This is a genomic window from Uliginosibacterium sp. sgz301328, from assembly GCF_041807905.1.
GTDB lineage: Bacteria > Pseudomonadota > Gammaproteobacteria > Burkholderiales > Rhodocyclaceae > JBGVSA01.
In genome coordinates, this window is record NZ_JBGVSA010000007.1 from 137,738 (window position 1) to 154,632 (window position 16,895).

Sequence of the window (16,895 nt, forward strand, 5' to 3'; positions counted from 1 at the left end):
AACTTCTCTCGGTTAGATGTACTTGACGTCGATGACTTCGTATTCGCGCACGCCACCGGGCGCCTGCACTTCGGCCACGTCACCGGCGTACTTGCCGATCAGCGCCCGGGCGATCGGGGACGAAATCGAAATCTTGCCCGCCTTCAGGTCCGCTTCGTCGTCGCCGACGATCTGGTAGACCACGCGGTCGCCCGATTCGAGGTCTTCGAGATCGACGGTTGCGCCGAAAACGCAACGACCATCGGCGTCCAGCAGTTTCGGGTCGATGATCTGCGCGACCGACAGTTTGCCTTCGACTTCGGCAATGCGCCCTTCGATGAAGCCCTGGCGTTCCTTGGCGGCATCGTATTCGGCGTTTTCCGAAAGATCGCCGTGCGAGCGCGCTTCGGCGATCGCCTCGATCACGCGGGGGCGTTCGACGGTCTTGAGTTGGTGCAGTTCGGCGCGCAGCAATTCTGCCCCGCGCACGGTCAAGGGTACTTTCATCATGATGCGTGTCTTTGTTGTAGTTCCGCGTGAAGCGATTGCAGCGAGTAGGTCTCCAGGCCCGCCAGGTGGCGCATGCCCAAGCAGGCTGCGCGGGCGCCTTCGATCGTGGTGAAAATGGTCACCTTGGCGGCCAGGGCGCTGGTCCGGATCGAACGCGAATCGAGGATCGCCTGGCGCTTCTCATCGACTGTATTGATGACCAGCGCGATCTCGTTGTTCTTGATCATGTCGACGATATGCGGGCGTCCTTCGGTCACCTTGTTGACCAGCGAAACAGGGATGCCCGCTTCCTGAAGGTGCGCACCGGTGCCCTTGGTGGCCACCAGTTCGAAGCCCAGTTCCACCAATGAGCGCGCCACGTCGGTCGCCTTGGGGCGATCAGCGGGGCGCACGCTGATGAACACGCGCCCCTCGGTCGGCAAGCGCGTGCCGGCGGCAATCTGGCTCTTCACGAACGCTTCGGCAAAGCTGCGGCCCACACCCATGACTTCACCGGTCGACTTCATTTCCGGCCCAAGGATGGTATCCACGCCCGGGAACTTGTTGAACGGGAAGACGGCTTCCTTCACCGAGTAGTACGGCGGCACGATCTCGCCCTTCACGCCCTGGTCGACCAGCGAACGACCGGCCATGCAACGCGCGGCAATCTTGGCCAGCGGCAGGCTGCACGCCTTGGACACGAACGGCACGGTGCGCGATGCGCGTGGATTCACTTCCAGCACATACACGACGGCGTCATCGCCTTCGCCCTGGATGGCGAACTGTACGTTCATCAGACCGACCACGTTCAGACCGCGCGCCATGGCTTCGGTCTGGCGACGCAGTTCGTCCTGCAGCTTGGCGGACAGGCGATACGGCGGCAGCGAACAGGCGGAGTCACCCGAGTGGACGCCTGCTTGTTCGATGTGTTCCATGATGCCGCCGATCATCACCTGCGTGCCGTCGGAGATGGCATCGACGTCGACTTCGGTGGCGTCGTTCAGGAAGCGGTCGAGCAGCACCGGCGAATCGTTCGAGACCTTCACCGCCTCGCGCATGTAGCGCTCGAGGTCGGCCTGCTCATGGACGATTTCCATCGCGCGGCCGCCCAGCACGTAAGACGGACGCACGACCAGCGGGTAGCCGATTTCGGCAGCCAGCGCGACAGCCTCGACGGGCGTGCGCGCGGTGCGGTTGGGCGGCTGGCGCAGGCCGAGGTCCTGCAGCAGCTTCTGGAAGCGCTCGCGGTCTTCGGCCGCGTCGATCATGTCGGGCGTGGTGCCGATGATGGGCACGCCGTTGGCTTCGAGGTCGCGCGCCAGCTTGAGCGGCGTCTGCCCGCCGAACTGCACGATCACGCCAACCGGCTTTTCGATGGCGACGATTTCAAGCACGTCTTCCAGCGTCAGCGGCTCGAAGTACAGACGGTCCGAAGTGTCGTAGTCGGTCGACACGGTTTCGGGGTTGCAGTTGACCATGATGGTTTCATAGCCGTCTTCGCGCAGTGCGAGCGCGGCATGCACGCAGCAGTAGTCGAATTCGATACCCTGGCCGATGCGGTTGGGGCCGCCGCCGAGCACCATGATTTTCTTCTTGTCGCTCGGTTGGGCTTCGCACTCTTCTTCGTACGTCGAGTACATGTACGCCGTGTTCGAGGCGAATTCGGCCGCGCAGGTATCGACGCGTTTGAACACCGGCCGCACGCCCAATGCGTGGCGGCGAGTGCGCACGGTCGATTCATCGGTCTTCAGCAACTTGGCCAGACGGCGATCCGAGAAACCCTTGCGCTTGAGCGCGCGCAGTTCGTCGCCGCCGATGGAACCCAACGAGCGATCGTCGAGTTCCATTTCCTTGTCGACAATGTCCTTGATCTGCGCGAGGAACCACGGATCGATCTTGGTCAGGTTGTGCACTTCGTCCAGCGAGAAGCCGTTTTCGAAGGCATCGCCCACGTACCAGATACGCTCCGGGCCGGGCTCGCCCAGTTCTTTCTCGAGCGTTTCGCGGTCGGTGGTCTTCTGGTTCAGGCCATCGACGCCAACTTCCAGGCCACGCAGCGCCTTCTGGAACGATTCCTGGAAGGTGCGGCCCATTGCCATCACCTCGCCCACCGACTTCATCTGCGTGGTCAGGCGGTTGTTGGCGGTCGGGAATTTCTCGAACGCGAAGCGCGGAATCTTGGTGACGATGTAGTCAATCGTCGGCTCGAACGACGCCGGGGTCGCGCCGCCGGTGATTTCGTTCTTCAGCTCGTCCAGCGTGTAGCCCACGGCCAGCTTCGCCGCGACCTTGGCGATCGGGAAGCCGGTCGCCTTCGACGCCAGTGCCGACGAACGCGACACGCGCGGGTTCATTTCGATGACGATCAGGCGACCGTCCTTCGGATTGACGGCGAACTGTACGTTCGAACCACCCGTATCCACACCGATCTCGCGCAGCACCGCGATCGATGCGTTTCGCATGATCTGGTATTCCTTGTCGGTCAGCGTCTGCGCCGGCGCGATGGTGATCGAGTCACCGGTGTGCACGCCCATCGGGTCGAGGTTTTCGATGGAGCACACGATGATGCAGTTGTCGGCGCGGTCGCGCACGACTTCCATCTCGAATTCCTTCCAGCCCAGCAGGGATTCTTCGATCAGCAGTTCGTTGGTCGGCGACAGGTCCAGACCGCGCGTGCAGATCTCGACGAATTCCTCGATGTTGTAGGCGATGCCGCCGCCCGTGCCACCGAGCGTGAAGGACGGCCGGATGATCGCGGGAAAGCCGACCTTGGCCTGCACGGCCAGCGCGTCTTCCATGCTGTGAGCAATGCCGGAACGGGCCGATTCCAGGCCGATCTTGGTCATCGCGTCCTTGAACTTCAGGCGGTCTTCAGCCTTGTCGATGGCTTCGGGCTTGGCGCCGATCAGTTCGACGTTGAACTTATCCAGCACGCCGTGGCGCCACAGGTCGAGCGCGCAGTTCAGCGCCGTCTGGCCGCCCATCGTGGGCAGGATCGCGTCCGGGCGTTCCTTTTCGATGATGCGTTCCACCACCTGCCAGGTGATCGGCTCGATGTAGGTAACGTCGGCCGTCTCCGGGTCGGTCATGATCGTGGCCGGGTTCGAATTGACCAGGATGACCTTGTAGCCTTCATCGCGCAGCGCCTTGCAGGCCTGTGCGCCGGAATAGTCGAACTCGCAGGCCTGACCGATGACGATCGGGCCGGCGCCGATGATGAGGATCGATTGGATGTCGTTACGTTTTGGCATCTGGTCCGGAAGGGGGACAAAGGTGCGGGCCGCTTGCACTGCCCGGCTACGTCTTCATCTACCGCGCTTCACTTCTCCGTCTGAATGTTGTTACCGCGAAAATTCTTGCCGGCGTCGCCGGCGGTGCCCGTGTGTGCCCAGCGGCGTGCTTACTTGCGCGCCGCTTCCATCATGTTGATGAAGCGATCGAACAGGTACGCCACGTCATGCGGGCCGGGGCTCGCCTCGGGGTGGCCCTGGAAGCACAGCGCCGGGCGATCCGTCCAGGCCAGCCCTTGCAGGCTGCCGTCGAACAACGAGACGTGCGTCACCTTGACGTTGGCCGGCAGCGTGGCCGCATCGACCTCAAAACCGTGGTTCTGGCTGGTGATCAGCACGCGACCCGATTCGAGATCCTTCACCGGATGGTTGGCGCCGTGGTGACCGAACTTCATCTTCAGCGTCTTACCGCCGGCCGCCAGGCCCATCAGTTGATGGCCCAGGCAGATGCCGAAAGTCGGCAGCTTGCGGTCGAGGAACTCGCGGATCGCGGTAATCGCGTAATCGCACGGTTCCGGATCGCCGGGGCCGTTCGACAGGAACACGCCGTCCGGGTTCAGGGCCAGTACGTCCTTCGCTGGCGTCCTGGCAGGCACCACGGTCAGCTTGCAGCCGCGTTCGGCCAGCATGCGCAGGATGTTGAACTTCACACCGAAGTCATACGCCACGACGTGGAATTTCGCGTCGGTCTTGTCGACGGAACCCGTGCCGAGCTTCCATTCGCCGCGCGTCCATTCATAGGACTTGGGCGTGGTCACGACCTGCGCCAGATCCATGCCGGCCAAGCCTTCGAAGGCGCGCGCATCGGCGATGGCGGCTTCAACATTGAGCTCTTCCCGCGAGGCCGCGGTCACCAGGCAGCCGCTCTGAGCGCCCTTTTCGCGCAGGATGCGGGTCAGCTTGCGGGTATCGATGCCGGCGATGCCGACCACGTTGCCGGCGCGCATATAGCCGTCGAGATCCTGCTCTGAGCGGAAGTTCGACACGCGCAGCGGCAGGTCGCGGATGATCAGGCCGGCGGCGTGGATGGCTGCCGATTCAGCGTCCTCGGCATTCACACCCACGTTGCCCACGTGCGGGTGGGTCAGCGTGACGATCTGGCGGCGGTACGACGGGTCGGTGAGGATTTCCTGGTAGCCGGTGATGGAGGTATTGAACACCACTTCACCCACCGTCTTGCCCACGATACCCAGCCCCTGACCATAGAAGACCGTTCCGTCGGCCAGTGCGAGAAGGGCGTGCAGGTTGCCTGCGCTCGGGGTGTCTGTCACGGTAAAAACTCCTAAACCTTGTTGGGCCTCTGATTTCGTTTCCGAGACATCCTTCGGCGCTGCGCGCCCCCGCATGGCTGGGAAACGGAACTAGGGCTAAATGATTGATCTGCCGGAGAACACGCCCTCTGCCGTGCGGACGTGAAAAGCGGGGTACGTCAATCAACGCACCCCGCTCGTAAACCTGCGAAATTATACGCAAAATTGCCCACCCCGGCAACGCCGCTCCATGGGTCGGGCCAGCTTTTTCTGTCACATCGGGCGGCAGCGGCTTGTGCTGCCAAGGCGTGCGGCCTCATCCGCCCATTGCCTTGGCTAGGACAGTCGCCTTCAGTCAGTGCTGCGCAACTGCGTGCGCAGGTAGTCTGCCAGCCGGTTCAGTTCAACCACCAGGGCAGGCACGCCGTCCAGAGCGGCATTGAGTTCGTCTCGCCGCCCCGCCATCTCGACTTTCAGCGCCACGTCGGCCGCCTGCACGGCGCCAAAAACGCCCACCGACGACTTGACCGAGTGAGCGATCGAGCCCAGCGTACGTGCGTCGCGCTTAGCCGCCGCGGATTCCAATTGCCGGCACGTCTTGTCGACGTCCGCCAAATAAATACCGATGAGTGTCTGCAGGGCTGTCTCGTCGCCTTCCAGCAATTGCCGCGTCTGGGCCAGATCGGCCACGTCGGCGTAACCACCGGCTTCGGCATTGAGCGATTCGAGCCCGTCGAACGCGGTAGCCTCCATGCGCCGCGCCACGCGATCGATCGCGGCGAACAGATCGCTCGGCTGGATCGGCTTGGAAACGTAGTCATCCATCCCCGCCTCGAGGCAGCGCTCACGATCGCCCGGCATGACGTGCGCGGTCATGGCGATGATCGGCGTGGCCTCCCAGCGACCCGACATTGCCCAACTGCGCCGCGCCTCGCGCGCCCGAATCGCCTTGGTCGCATCCAGCCCGCCCAGCACGGGCATCTGCACATCCATCAGGATCAGGTCGAAGCGACGCTTTTCGAACCACTCGATAGCCTCTTGACCGTCGCCGGCCACGGTCACCAGGTAGCCGTTGCGCTCCAGGATCTTGGTCGCCACGGTCTGGTTGACCGGGTTGTCTTCGACCAGCAGTACCTCCTTGCCACGCCGTGATGCGCTGTGCTCGGCCAGGGACTCGTCGATCTTGAATTCGCCAAGATCGACTTCGTTTTCTTCAGTGGCCGGCGAAATTGCCAGCCGGATCGCGTCAAGCAGATCCGCAGACGAAGCAGGTTTGACCAGATGCGAGCGCACCCCCAACTGGCGGCAGCGCGCGGCATCGTTCCGCTGCGTATCGGTGGTCAGCATCATGATGATGCGGTCGCACGGCGCCCCATCGCCATGGAAGCGCGACGGCAGCCCGAAGCCGCCCGGCTCGGGCATCTTGCCGTCGACCAGCATCAGGTCGAACGCGTCGCCCGCCTTATGGGCCTGTCGCAACGCGGCAGCGGCTTCGTCGCCCGAGGCCGCCATGGTTACGTCGATGCCCCACCGGCGCATGGCCTCGGCCATCACGCGCGCCACGGCGCAACTGTCTTCCACCAACAAGGCTCGCATGCCTTGCAGGCGCGGGTCCTGCGGCTCGCTGGCGACCTCCTCGCGCACCAGCCCCACGTGGGCCGTGAAATGGAAGGTGCTGCCTTCGTTGACCCGGCTTTCCACCCATACGCGCCCGCCCATCAACTCCACCAGCCGGCGGCAGATTGCCAGCCCCAGGCCGGTGCCGCCGTAGCGGCGCGTCGTGGACGTATCCGCCTGCGAAAAAGCACCAAAGACTTCGTCGAGTTTGTCGGCCGGAATGCCGATGCCCGTGTCGCGCACGTCGCACTGGAGCACCACGCCCCCGCCGTCGCGGCTGATCGCGCGAGCCACGACTTCGATCTCACCTTGTTCGGTGAACTTGATCGCATTGCCGACGAGATTCATCAGCACTTGTCGCAGGCGGTTGGGGTCGCCGCGCAGTACGTGCGGCGTGCCGGGTTCGATGCCGAACACCAGTTCCAGATCCTTCTGGTGCGCGCGCAGGGCGAGGCCCTTGAAGGTATCGCTGATGACAGCCGGCAGAGAGAACTCGATATCTTCCAGATCGAGCTTGCCTGCCTCGATCTTGGAAAAGTCCAGTACGTCGTTGATGATCGACAGCAGCGATTCCGCAGACGACTTCACCGTCTGCAGATAGCCGCGCTGTTCAGCGTCGAGTTGCGTATCGAGCGCCAATTCCGTCATGCCGATGATCCCGTTCATTGGCGTACGGATTTCGTGGCTCATGTTGGCGAGAAAATCGCTCTTCGCCCTGCTGGCCGATTCCGCCGCGTCCTTGGCACGCAGCAGTTGAAGTTCCCAGCCCTTGCGTTCGGTGATATTGCGATGGGTGCCGACCACGCGCAGGGGTTTGCCGTCGGCGGCGCGCGCCACCACCCGCCCGTGCGAACCGATCCAGCGCCACTCGCCTTCGGCGTCCCGCAAACGGTACTCGGCGTCAAAAACAGGGGTCGCGCCGGAATAGTGCGCAGCCAGCGCCTCTCGCACGCTCGGCAGGTCGTCGGGATGGATCTGCGCTTCCCACGCAGAGCGATCGTTGCCGAACGATTGCGGGGCGTAACCCATGGCACGCTTCCAGGCGTCGGAGAGATAGAACTCGCCGGCCTGCAGGTCCCAATCCCATAGCGCGTCGCCGGCGTTGTCCAGCACAAGCGACAGGCGCTCCTGCTGGCGTATCTGGTGGGCGATCAGTTCCCCCGCACGCGCGGCGAGGGATTGCGCGTCGTGTGCACTGGCAAAGAAATCAGGCGCACCCGCAGCGGTTGCGAGTGCAGACAGATGAGCGAGCAAGGCCGCGAGGCCCGCATCGCTGGGGGCCGCATCTCTGGTGACAGGAGGCGTTACAGGCAGTGAGCTCACGCAGTCGTCTTTACAGTTTTTGCGGACGCGAAGTCCGTCTGGTGTGCAGCCGCCTGGCGGCCCGCTGGGCGGGCCGCCTATTCAGGAGCGGGCACCGTAGCGCCCGCTCCGGCGCGATCAACGCGCTGCCGCCAAAGCCTGGCAAGCGCGCTCGAAGCGATCGAGCCCTTCGTTCAGCTCCTCGTCGGCAATGATCAGCGAGGTCGCGATGCGGACGACATTAGGGCCTGCCTGAAGTAGCAGCACGCCTTCCTTGGCCGCCGCCGCAACGAAGTCACTCGCGCGGTTGGCGAAGGTGCCAGTCAGTTCGCAACCGAACCACAACCCCGACGAACGCACGTCGGCAAAGCACCCAAGGCGTTCGCCGATGCCGCGCAGGCGCCCCGCCGCATGAGCAGCCTTGCTGCGCACACCCGCCAGCACTTCAGGGCGCGTAATGATGTCCATTACCGCCTCACCCACGGCACACGCCAAGGGGTTGCCGCCGAACGTCGTGCCATGGCTGCCGAGCGTGAAGCTCCTCGCAATCTCGGCCGTCGTGAGCATCGCGCCGATCGGAAAGCCGCCGCCCAGGCCCTTGGCGGTCGTGAGGATGTCAGGGACGACATCGGTGTTCATGTACGCAAAAAGCGAACCCGTGCGGCCATTGCCGGACTGGATCTCATCGAAGATCAGCACGGCATCGTGCTCGCGCGTCAGTTGGCGCAGCTCGCGCAGGAATTCGGGCTTGGCCGGCACCACTCCGCTTTCGCCAATCACCGGCTCGATGATCACTGCGCAGGTCTTCGGACCGATGACGCGACGCACCGCTTCGATGTCATTGAAATCGACGTGCACGATTCCGGCCGGATTGGGGCCGAATCCGCTGGAGTACTTCGGCTGGCCGCCAACAGACACGGTGAAGAACGTGCGGCCGTGAAAGGCGCCGTTGAAAGCGACGATCTCGATCTTGTCCTGCCCGTGCTTGTCGATGGCGCGTTTGCGCGCGAGCTTCAGCGCCGCCTCGTTGGCCTCGGCCCCGGAGTTGCAATAGAAGACGCGCTCGGCGAAGGTCGCATCGGTCAGCTTCTTGGCCAGACGCAGGGCCGGCTCATTGGTGAAGTAGTTCGATACGTGCCACAGCTTCTCGGACTGGTCGCGCAGCGCCTTGAGCAGCGCAGGATGCGCGTGGCCGAGCGAAGTCACCGCCACGCCCGCGCCAAAGTCGATGTAATCGCGGCCGTCCTGGTCCCAAACTCGCGAGCCCTCACCTCGCACGGGCACGGGAGCCAGCGGTGCAAAGCACGGAACCATGTAGCGGTCGAAGTCGGAACGTTCAACGGCGGCAGTCACGAATACATCCTTTCAGAACTTGTTCATAAGGGCCCGCCTGCTGGGCGGGGGCCGATTTCCCGGCAGGTCGCCGGGGCATCAAGTTTGATGGCTGACGGTCGCTACGTAAAGCATAAACGTCAGGCAATTCGGGCAAGCCAGCACATCGGCCAGGCTGGCCGCCTTTATCCGCCCCTTTGCCGCAGGCGCCGCCGCGAACGAGCGGCTGAGTGCATACTCACGAACAATGAAGCGGCCAACGCCGCGAGCAGGATTTCAACGTCGAAAGGGACCGACCATGAGCATCACCCTGACCGCCCGCCAGCTCCATGAGTTGCTGGCTTTCATCAATCCGGACGGCCGTGACGATGAAGCCCAGATGGACACCCAGGTCACCATCGAATACATGCCCGAGCGTCGCGGCGTCGACGATGACCTCCTGGAGGCGGGCTATTACGCCTTTGCCACCGAGAACCCGGACGACGGGCTCTACGGCCCTATCTGATCTCATGCCGTCGGCGTTGTCATGCCGCGACGGCCCGCCGAGCTCGCACCAAACAAAAACGGGACTCGTTCGAGTCCCGTTCTCCGACGCCCCGTTGGGCTCATCAGTATTTCGACTGGCTGGCGCTTCCGGCGCCAGCGCTCACCCCAGCAGGATGATGTAGCCGAGCACCACCAAGCCGAGCCCTAACCCCTTACGGATCCAGTGTTTGTGCATGTGTTGATGGGTGTGCATGGCAGTTCTCCTCGATATCCTGGGCTCAACTTTACACACCAATAGGAATGATTCCTATTTGCTTAATCAAAAGATCCCGATAGGCAGTATCAATCATAGACGCCACAGACGAATCAGTTGTCTGACAAAATAAACAAAAGTGGCATAATTCCGCCGCCATGGCCAATCCGCTCTTTGCTTTCCCGTCTTTCCTGTATTTCGTTGCCAACCGCGTCGCCACCACCATGGCGAGCCAGATGATGATGGTCGCGGTGGGCTGGCAGATGTACGAACTCACCGGCAACGCCTATGACCTCGGTCTTGTCGGCCTGTGTCAGTTCGCCCCGTCGCTCGCGCTGATCCTCGTTGTCGGCCACGTCGCCGACCGCTATGACCGCCGTCGCATCATGGCAATCTGCCTGGGCTTGCAGATGGTCGTCACCGCCGTCCTGGTCTGGGGCACGCTTGCCGGCTGGGTCTCGCGCGAGGCTATCCTCATCGCCTCGATCTGCCTCGGCGTCATCAAGGCATTCCAGATGCCTACGCAGCAGGCCATCGCCCCGCTGCTGGTGCCCGGCACCCTGTTGCCGCGCGCGCTCGCACTCAGCTCGGCCGGCGCGCAGACGGCCACCATCATCGGCCCGGCCATTGGCGGCTTTGTTTATGTGGCAGGCGCGCACGCCGTCTATGGCATCTGCGGCGTGTTGTTCATCGTCGCCGCCGTGCTCATCCTGATGGTCCGCTTCGACCATGCACCGGCCCCGCGCGAACGCGTCAGCATGCAGACACTGCTGGCCGGCCTCACATTCATCTGGAACCGCAAGGAAGTGCTCGGCGCGGTGTCGCTCGACCTCTTCGCCGTGCTCCTCGGTGGCGCAACCGCGCTGCTGCCGATCTTCGCCAAGGACATCCTGCACGTCGACGCCTGGGGCATGGGCTTGCTGCGCTCGGCTCCCGCCGTCGGCGCTTTGCTCATGTCGGTGTATCTGTCGGCCCGCCCCATCGAACGTAGCGTGGGCAAGGTCATGTTCGGTGCCGTTGCGGCCTACGGCGTGGCGACCATTGTGTTCGGCCTGTCGACCTCGTTCTGGCTGTCCTTCGCCGCGCTACTGGCCAGCGGCATGTTCGACATGGTCAGCGTGGTCATCCGCCAGTCGCTCGTGCAATTGCAGACGCCCAACGAGATTCGTGGCCGCGTCAATGCCGTCAATTCGATCTTCATCGGAGCCTCCAACCAGCTTGGGGAATTTGAATCCGGCATGACCGCCGGCTGGTTCGGCGCCGTCGGATCGGTCGTGCTCGGCGGCGTAGGCACGCTCATCATCGTCGGTAGCTGGATGCGTTTGTTTCCTGCCCTGACGCGGCGCCAGCAGCTGACCGATCACTGATCGCCCGCAGAACCATGCCATCGCAGGTTGACGTGCGTCAGGCCCGTCGGAAGGCCCTGCCGCGTAACAGTTTTCAACTCTCGGTGACATGGGCCGGCCCAGGCCCAATGTGATAAATTCCGCCATCGCAACAGCGCCCCTCCGGGGCTTTGCAGTCATGATTCCTTCCCCCGCTGATCTAAGCGCCCCATTCCCGGAACTGGCAGAACGCATCCATCGCGAGGCAACCGTGGTGGACGACGCGATCATCAAGATCGACCACTTCCTGAATCACCGTATCGAGCCGCGTTTCATGCGCGCCATGGGCGACGAACTGGGTCGCCGCCTCGGCGGCTACAAGACCGACGTCATCCTCACGGCCGAAGCCAGCGGCATCGCACCGGGGCTCGTCGTTTCGCTGGCGCTGAACCTGCCGCTCGTATACGCGAAGAAGTACGCGCCCATGATCGAGCCGCCGGCTTACTCGCGAATCGTCCCATCGCCGACCAAGGGCGGTGAAACGCGCCTGGTCATCGGCAAGAAGTACCTGTGGGAAGGCGCTCGCGTGCTGATCATCGACGATATTCTGTCCAACGGCCGCACAGCGCAGGCTCTCGTCGAAATGGTCCGCGAAGCCAATGCCGAAGTCGTGGCGGCCGGCTTCATCATGGAAAAGTGTTTCAAGAACGGCCGTCGTATCCTCGAAGAGATGAATGTCCCCGTCGCCGTTCTCGCGCAAGTCCTGCGCGCCGAAAACGGCCAGGTCATCATGGCCGGCTGACGCTACCCTCCAGCAGCCCTGTCGCGCTGGCGCCATGCCGGCGCGCCGCCCCCCTTCGCATCAGTCCTCAGTCACACAACGACACATCGCTGCCGGGTTTTTAGGACTCGTCTTATATAGACCTCCTCCTCTGCATGACAGACTCGTGCCATTCCCTGACGGCAGGCTCAGTCATCGCCTCACAAACGTGAGCAATGTCATACGCGCCTGTCCGTCCCCCAAAAATGAACGGACAAGGACATTCACATGAAGACAACCCGCCTCATGGCCGCAGCCACCATCGTCGCAGCCTCGCTTGCCACGAGCCTGCCCGCACTGGCGCAGCAGACGACTTCCACCGACTGCTCTGCCGGCATCGTCGGACGCTGGTACGGCACCGATGTTCTGTCGGGCGGTCGCTTCCTGCTCGAACAAAAAGCCGGGGGCGACTTCGAGCTGAGCGTCAAATTGCCCAACGCAGTGAACCACATGAAGGGACGCTGGAGTTGCGCGAACGGATTGTTCTCCTCGTGGACCCAGACCTTCAACGGCGGGACCATCGATCCCAAGGCCTTCGGCCGCAACGCTGACGTGTCCGAATTCCGCAGTCTCGATGCCGATCACTGGACCATCCGAGATGTCGTGTCCGGCAATACTTTCACCTTCCAGCGCGTCGCTGCCGATTTCGTTCTCTGACGTACTCAGTGGCCGGTAGCTCCGACTCCCGGCCACCGACGGCGCCTCGCCGCTTTCTGGTTCCAGCAGAACGGCGGGATCCCGCCCGCGCAGCCTGCACGGTTCCCATGCAGGCCGTCTCCGGAATATCCATTTCCAATATATTGATCTGCAACGCTTCACCGCAAAGTGGGATTTTTCTCACCCCCTTCCATCGACGTTTCGTTGCATCAACCCGGATTTAACTTGATTCAAAATTTGAGAATGATCTCAGACGGCTAGGACATGTCACATGCCAGACTGCTCGCATTGAACCACTCAGGCGCGCAGAAAATGAACATACCTCCTATCCATGGCTTCAGCCCGGCAAGCAACGACATCAGCAAGAACACCGAGGCAGATCGCTCCCGGCCGACAACGGTCGTCATCATCGATAAACACCCGCTCATGCGGCTGGCATTGGGACAGATCATCGATGACTCGGGACAATTCAAAGTCATGGGGCAAGGCACCGATTCAAGCAGCGGCCTTCAACTGGTAAAGACCCACCAGCCCGACATCATCGTCGTAGACATCTTCGTCCTGCCTGACGGGGAACGTCTCGTGGATGCCATTCTCAACCTGCACTGGCGCCCCCGCGTCCTGATCTTCACTGCCGCGGACGCACGGCGACACGCGGGTTACCTGCGCAACGCCGGATGCAGCGGCTATATCTCCAAGACCAGCCCCCCGGCCGAGATACTCAATGCGCTCTTCGTGGTGAAATCCGGGTACCAGTGCTTTCCTGAAGTCCCCACGTCGGCATTCGAACGGAATGATCCCGTCCAATGCCTCTCCGGCCGGGAGCGCCAGGTAATGAACGCGATCCTCTCCGGGAGCCGCAACAAGGACATCGCCAACACCCTCAATGTCAGCCCGAAGACGGTAAGCACGTACAAGATGCAGATCATGCGAAAGTTCGGCATCAACAGCATCGCCGAGCTGGTCGAAATCGCCAAGGGCGGCCGTGCGGCCTGAGGCGCTCCACGAATCAGACATTTCGGGGGTCACCAACAAAAGGAAAAGCCGGACATGACGTCCGGCTTTTTTTGACTCATCCAATCCCGCAGTCGCCGATCAGTTGTCTTCCGGCTGACTGACAAAGCCAATCTTCGACAGCCCGGCCTTGGACGCATCGGCCATCGCTTCGGCGACAAACTTGTAGGCGACGTCCTGGTCCGCGCGGATGTGGATTTCCGGCTGCGGCAGACGGTGGCCCTCGCTGGCAAAGCGCTGCTGCGCCGTGGCGCGGTCGACGATTTCGCCGTTCCAGAACATCGTGCCAGCCTTGTCGATGGCGAACTCGATCTTCTCGGGCTTGAGGTCATTGGGCTGTGACGTGACCTTGGGCAGGTCGATCTTCACCGCGTTGGTCATCAACGGCGCGGTCACGATAAAGATCACCAGCAACACCAGCATCACGTCGATCAGCGGAACCATGTTGATCTCCGCCATCGGCGCGCTGGCGTTCTTGCTGTCGAAGCTTCCGAATGCCATGGTGGTGCTCCGTTAAGCCGATACGGCGCGCGGCGTCATCGGCTGCACGTTGTCGGCACGGGCCATGGGCTGACCCAGCGACAGGAAGGTGAAGAGGTCGTAGGCAAACGAATCGAGCTTGGCCAGCAGCACGCGATTGCTACGCGTGAGCCAGTTGTAGCCCATCACCGCCGGAATCGCGACAGCCAGACCGATGCCGGTCATGATCAGGGCCTCGCCCACCGGGCCGGCCACCTTGTCGAGTGTGCCTGCGCCGCTCATGCCGATGGCGATCAGCGCGTGATACACGCCCCACACTGTGCCGAACAGCCCCACGAATGGAGCGGTCGCACCGACGGTGGCCAGAATCGTCAGGCCGTTTTCGAAACGGGCGGTTTCCTCGTCGAGCACCTTCTTCATCGTGCGGGTGAGGAAATCCTGCGCGCTACCGGCTTCCTCGAGCTTCGCCGCACCGAAGCGAGCGTGGTGCTTGTGCGCGTGGATGGCGTGCGAGGCCAGATGCGAGAACGGGCACTGCGCGCCGTGCGTCGAGATTTCCGCCTCCACGGCATCGAGCGACGATGCGTTCCAGAAAAAATTGAGAAACTCCGCGCTGCGGCGCTTGCGCGACCAGAACGAGATGCCCTTCATCACGATCAGGACCCACGAGACGATGGACATGGTCACCAGGATGCCGAGCAGGCTCTTGCCGACGATATCGCTTTGCGCGATGAAATGGCCAAAACCCATGGCGCTTGCTTCGTTCATGACGTATGAATCCTAGAAATTGAAAGTAATGGGGACGCGAACCCACACGGCAAGTGCCTTGCCGTTTTCGGAATAGGGCTCGAACAGCGCCTTGCGAACGGCGGTGACCGCTGCCTCGTCCAGGCGTGAGTAACCGGAAGATTCGGCGACGAGCGCCTGTTGCGGCTTGCCGTTGACGTCGACGAGCACGCGAATGATGACCTTGCCCTCTTCTCGCAACTTGAGCGAAAGCTTCGGGTATTCCGGCGCCGGACGCTGCAGATAGCGCACGGCCGACTCGGACACTGTCTTCGGCGGGGCGACGGGCTGCACAGCCGCGGCAGGCGGCGCCGGAGGCGAAGGCGTCGCGTCCGGCACGACAATGGCGTCCTTCACCGGCTCGGTGGGCTGCGGCGCCACCGTGTAATCGCTGGGCTTGGGCGGTGTCGGGGCCGGCGTGGCCAGCACGGGCGCCGGCTGCTTCTTGGGCACGATGCGCGGTTTCGGCTGCTCGGGCGGGCGCGGCTCAGGCGCCACCGGCTTGGCTTCGTCGATGAAACTTACGAACAACGGCGCGGCTTCCTGCAGAGTGTCGCGCACGACCTTCAATTGCAGCAGGCCCCACGCCAGGACGACGTGGATCGCCACCACGACCGCAATGGCAACGCCCCGACCGAGCTTGTCCGAATCTCCGTAATAAGAGGCCGGTGCGCGCGACGATACATCGGGCTTGGCACTGCGGGCTGCGAGCGTGTTCATCGGAAACCTGCAAATGAGAATCGTTGCTATTTTATTTTGCGGCGGCGCAAAGTCAAGACTGGCACCCACAACGTTCGCTCATTTTCCGCCCGCCACCGACACTGTCGATAGCCGTAACAGACGCGCCCCACCGCCGAGGCGCCTGGCGCTCAGCGCTTGAATGCGCCGATGAAGATCGCAGGGTCCACGCGAACGTCGTTGAGGCTCACGTTCCAGTGCATGTGCGGGCCGGTTGCGCGCCCCGTCGAGCCCACAGCGCCCACGACCGCGCCGCGCGCGACTTCGTCCCCCTCCTTCACGTCGATGCGCGACAGGTGACACACCATGCTGATGAGCCCCTGGCCGTGATCGATGAAGACCGTGTTGCCATTGAAGAACAGGTTGCCCGTCAAGATCACGCGGCCCGCCGCAGGCGCCTTCACCGGCGTGCCCGCCGGCACGGCAAAGTCAAGCCCCGAGTGGGGCGCACGCTCTTCGCCATTGAAGAAGCGGCGCAGGCCGAAGGCGCTGGACAACGGGCCGTTGACCGGTTTGTCGAGCATCAGATTGCTTGGCGCGCCGGGCGTGAAAGTGCGATAGGCACGCGCTTGCGCAGCCATCTCGCGCTCGATGCGGACGTTGTCCTCGGGCAGCGGATTGACCATGCGATCGTTCTTGAGCCGGATGTGCTGTTCCGGATAGCGCTTGGCGCCGATCTCGAAACCGACCTGGTGTGTGCCGGTGGCATCCTGCACTTGCACCTGCTGCGAGCCCTTGGCGGTGAGCGGCACGCCCACGATGGCGATCCAGCGATTGCCATCCTCGCGAATCACCATCACCGGCTTATCCTGAAAGAATGCGCGCGGTGCCTCGGCGCCATCACCCACGGGGAGCACGGCAACGCCGCCCGGCACGGGTTTGTTGAGAAGACGGCTCAGAAATCCCTCGGCGCTGGCCGGCAGACTGAAGGGGACGACGACCAGGGCAAAGCAGGCAGCGATCAGGCGAAACATGGGCGTGCGAGTTTGGGCAACGAAAGGATGCAAGGTTAGCAAAGGCGCGCCACGCAGCGCCGACGGAGTATCAGCAAGCGTTGCGTCTGCATTGGGCACTTGC

At 62.9% G+C, this 16,895-nt stretch carries 14 protein-coding genes; 5 read left to right on the forward strand and 9 right to left on the reverse strand.

Features of this window, described 5'->3' with window-relative positions; all coding sequences use genetic code 11:
- Window positions 1-12: 12 nt before the first annotated feature.
- The 5 genes from greA to ACDA63_RS07630 all read right to left on the reverse strand — a co-directional run bounded on the left by greA (window position 13) and on the right by ACDA63_RS07630 (window position 9,280).
- Complete coding sequence (gene greA, locus ACDA63_RS07610; protein ID WP_373662618.1) at window positions 13-489, reverse strand: transcription elongation factor GreA; 477 nt, start codon at window positions 487-489, stop codon at window positions 13-15.
- Window positions 486-3,719 (reverse strand): carbamoyl-phosphate synthase large subunit, encoded by a 3,234-nt coding sequence (gene carB, locus ACDA63_RS07615; protein ID WP_373662619.1) that lies wholly within the window; start codon window positions 3,717-3,719, stop codon window positions 486-488. The genes greA and carB overlap by 4 nt, the downstream gene beginning before the upstream one ends.
- A 149-nt stretch (window positions 3,720-3,868) precedes the next feature.
- Window positions 3,869-5,029 carry a glutamine-hydrolyzing carbamoyl-phosphate synthase small subunit gene (gene carA / locus ACDA63_RS07620; RefSeq protein WP_373662620.1) on the reverse strand — a complete coding sequence of 387 codons (1,161 nt, stop codon included), beginning with the start codon at window positions 5,027-5,029 and terminating at the stop codon, window positions 3,869-3,871.
- Window positions 5,030-5,359: 330 nt separating this feature from the next.
- Window positions 5,360-7,948 (reverse strand): response regulator, encoded by a 2,589-nt coding sequence (locus ACDA63_RS07625; RefSeq protein WP_373662621.1) that lies wholly within the window; start codon window positions 7,946-7,948, stop codon window positions 5,360-5,362.
- Window positions 7,949-8,065: 117 nt separating this feature from the next.
- Complete coding sequence (locus ACDA63_RS07630; RefSeq protein ID WP_373662622.1) at window positions 8,066-9,280, reverse strand: acetylornithine/succinyldiaminopimelate transaminase; 1,215 nt, start codon at window positions 9,278-9,280, stop codon at window positions 8,066-8,068.
- 277 nt (window positions 9,281-9,557) lie between these two features.
- Here ACDA63_RS07630 and ACDA63_RS07635 point away from each other — a divergent pair, with 277 nt between their 5' ends.
- The 5 genes from ACDA63_RS07635 to ACDA63_RS07655 all read left to right on the forward strand — a co-directional run bounded on the left by ACDA63_RS07635 (window position 9,558) and on the right by ACDA63_RS07655 (window position 13,796).
- Window positions 9,558-9,764, forward strand: a complete 207-nt coding sequence (locus tag ACDA63_RS07635) for a hypothetical protein (RefSeq protein ID WP_373662623.1) — start codon at window positions 9,558-9,560, stop codon at window positions 9,762-9,764.
- 392 nt (window positions 9,765-10,156) lie between these two features.
- The gene (locus ACDA63_RS07640) at window positions 10,157-11,365 is read left to right on the forward strand and encodes an MFS transporter (protein ID WP_373662624.1); all 1,209 of its coding nucleotides are present in this window, start codon (window positions 10,157-10,159) and stop codon (window positions 11,363-11,365) included.
- A gap of 157 nt (window positions 11,366-11,522) precedes the next feature.
- On the forward strand, window positions 11,523-12,125 hold the full coding sequence (xpt, locus tag ACDA63_RS07645) for a xanthine phosphoribosyltransferase (RefSeq protein ID WP_373662625.1): 603 nt from the start codon (window positions 11,523-11,525) through the stop codon (window positions 12,123-12,125).
- Window positions 12,126-12,371: 246 nt separating this feature from the next.
- Window positions 12,372-12,800, forward strand: a complete 429-nt coding sequence (locus tag ACDA63_RS07650; RefSeq protein ID WP_373662626.1) for a hypothetical protein — start codon at window positions 12,372-12,374, stop codon at window positions 12,798-12,800.
- 312 nt (window positions 12,801-13,112) lie between these two features.
- Window positions 13,113-13,796: a LuxR C-terminal-related transcriptional regulator gene (locus ACDA63_RS07655; RefSeq protein WP_373662627.1), complete on the forward strand. Its 684-nt coding sequence runs from the start codon at window positions 13,113-13,115 to the stop codon at window positions 13,794-13,796.
- 99 nt (window positions 13,797-13,895) lie between these two features.
- Here ACDA63_RS07655 and ACDA63_RS07660 read toward each other — a convergent pair whose 3' ends face one another.
- The 4 genes from ACDA63_RS07660 to ACDA63_RS07675 all read right to left on the reverse strand — a co-directional run bounded on the left by ACDA63_RS07660 (window position 13,896) and on the right by ACDA63_RS07675 (window position 16,792).
- The gene (locus tag ACDA63_RS07660; RefSeq protein ID WP_373662628.1) at window positions 13,896-14,315 is read right to left on the reverse strand and encodes an ExbD/TolR family protein; all 420 of its coding nucleotides are present in this window, start codon (window positions 14,313-14,315) and stop codon (window positions 13,896-13,898) included.
- A gap of 12 nt (window positions 14,316-14,327) precedes the next feature.
- A complete protein-coding gene (locus tag ACDA63_RS07665; protein ID WP_373662629.1) occupies window positions 14,328-15,062 on the reverse strand; it encodes a MotA/TolQ/ExbB proton channel family protein in 735 nt (244 codons plus the stop codon).
- A gap of 12 nt (window positions 15,063-15,074) precedes the next feature.
- A complete protein-coding gene (locus ACDA63_RS07670; protein WP_373662630.1) occupies window positions 15,075-15,800 on the reverse strand; it encodes an energy transducer TonB in 726 nt (241 codons plus the stop codon).
- A 149-nt stretch (window positions 15,801-15,949) separates the two neighbouring features.
- The gene (locus tag ACDA63_RS07675; protein ID WP_373662631.1) at window positions 15,950-16,792 is read right to left on the reverse strand and encodes a peptidoglycan DD-metalloendopeptidase family protein; all 843 of its coding nucleotides are present in this window, start codon (window positions 16,790-16,792) and stop codon (window positions 15,950-15,952) included.
- Window positions 16,793-16,895 lie beyond the last annotated feature (103 nt).

Bases quoted from the DNA above. Each gene is read 5' to 3' on its own strand.
- ACDA63_RS07650 (WP_373662626.1), top strand. From the start codon at position 12,372: ATGAAGACAACCCGCCTCATGGCCGCAGCCACCATCGTCGCAGCCTCG.
- ACDA63_RS07640 (WP_373662624.1), top strand. From the start codon at position 10,157: ATGGCCAATCCGCTCTTTGCTTTCCCGTCTTTCCTGTATTTCGTTGCC.
- ACDA63_RS07665 (WP_373662629.1), bottom strand. From the start codon at position 15,062: ATGAACGAAGCAAGCGCCATGGGTTTTGGCCATTTCATCGCGCAAAGC.
- greA (WP_373662618.1), bottom strand. From the start codon at position 489: ATGATGAAAGTACCCTTGACCGTGCGCGGGGCAGAATTGCTGCGCGCC.
- xpt (WP_373662625.1), top strand. From the start codon at position 11,523: ATGATTCCTTCCCCCGCTGATCTAAGCGCCCCATTCCCGGAACTGGCA.
- ACDA63_RS07655 (WP_373662627.1), top strand. From the start codon at position 13,113: ATGAACATACCTCCTATCCATGGCTTCAGCCCGGCAAGCAACGACATC.
- carB (WP_373662619.1), bottom strand. From the start codon at position 3,719: ATGCCAAAACGTAACGACATCCAATCGATCCTCATCATCGGCGCCGGC.
- ACDA63_RS07670 (WP_373662630.1), bottom strand. From the start codon at position 15,800: ATGAACACGCTCGCAGCCCGCAGTGCCAAGCCCGATGTATCGTCGCGC.
- ACDA63_RS07635 (WP_373662623.1), top strand. From the start codon at position 9,558: ATGAGCATCACCCTGACCGCCCGCCAGCTCCATGAGTTGCTGGCTTTC.
- ACDA63_RS07675 (WP_373662631.1), bottom strand. From the start codon at position 16,792: ATGTTTCGCCTGATCGCTGCCTGCTTTGCCCTGGTCGTCGTCCCCTTC.
- ACDA63_RS07660 (WP_373662628.1), bottom strand. From the start codon at position 14,315: ATGGCATTCGGAAGCTTCGACAGCAAGAACGCCAGCGCGCCGATGGCG.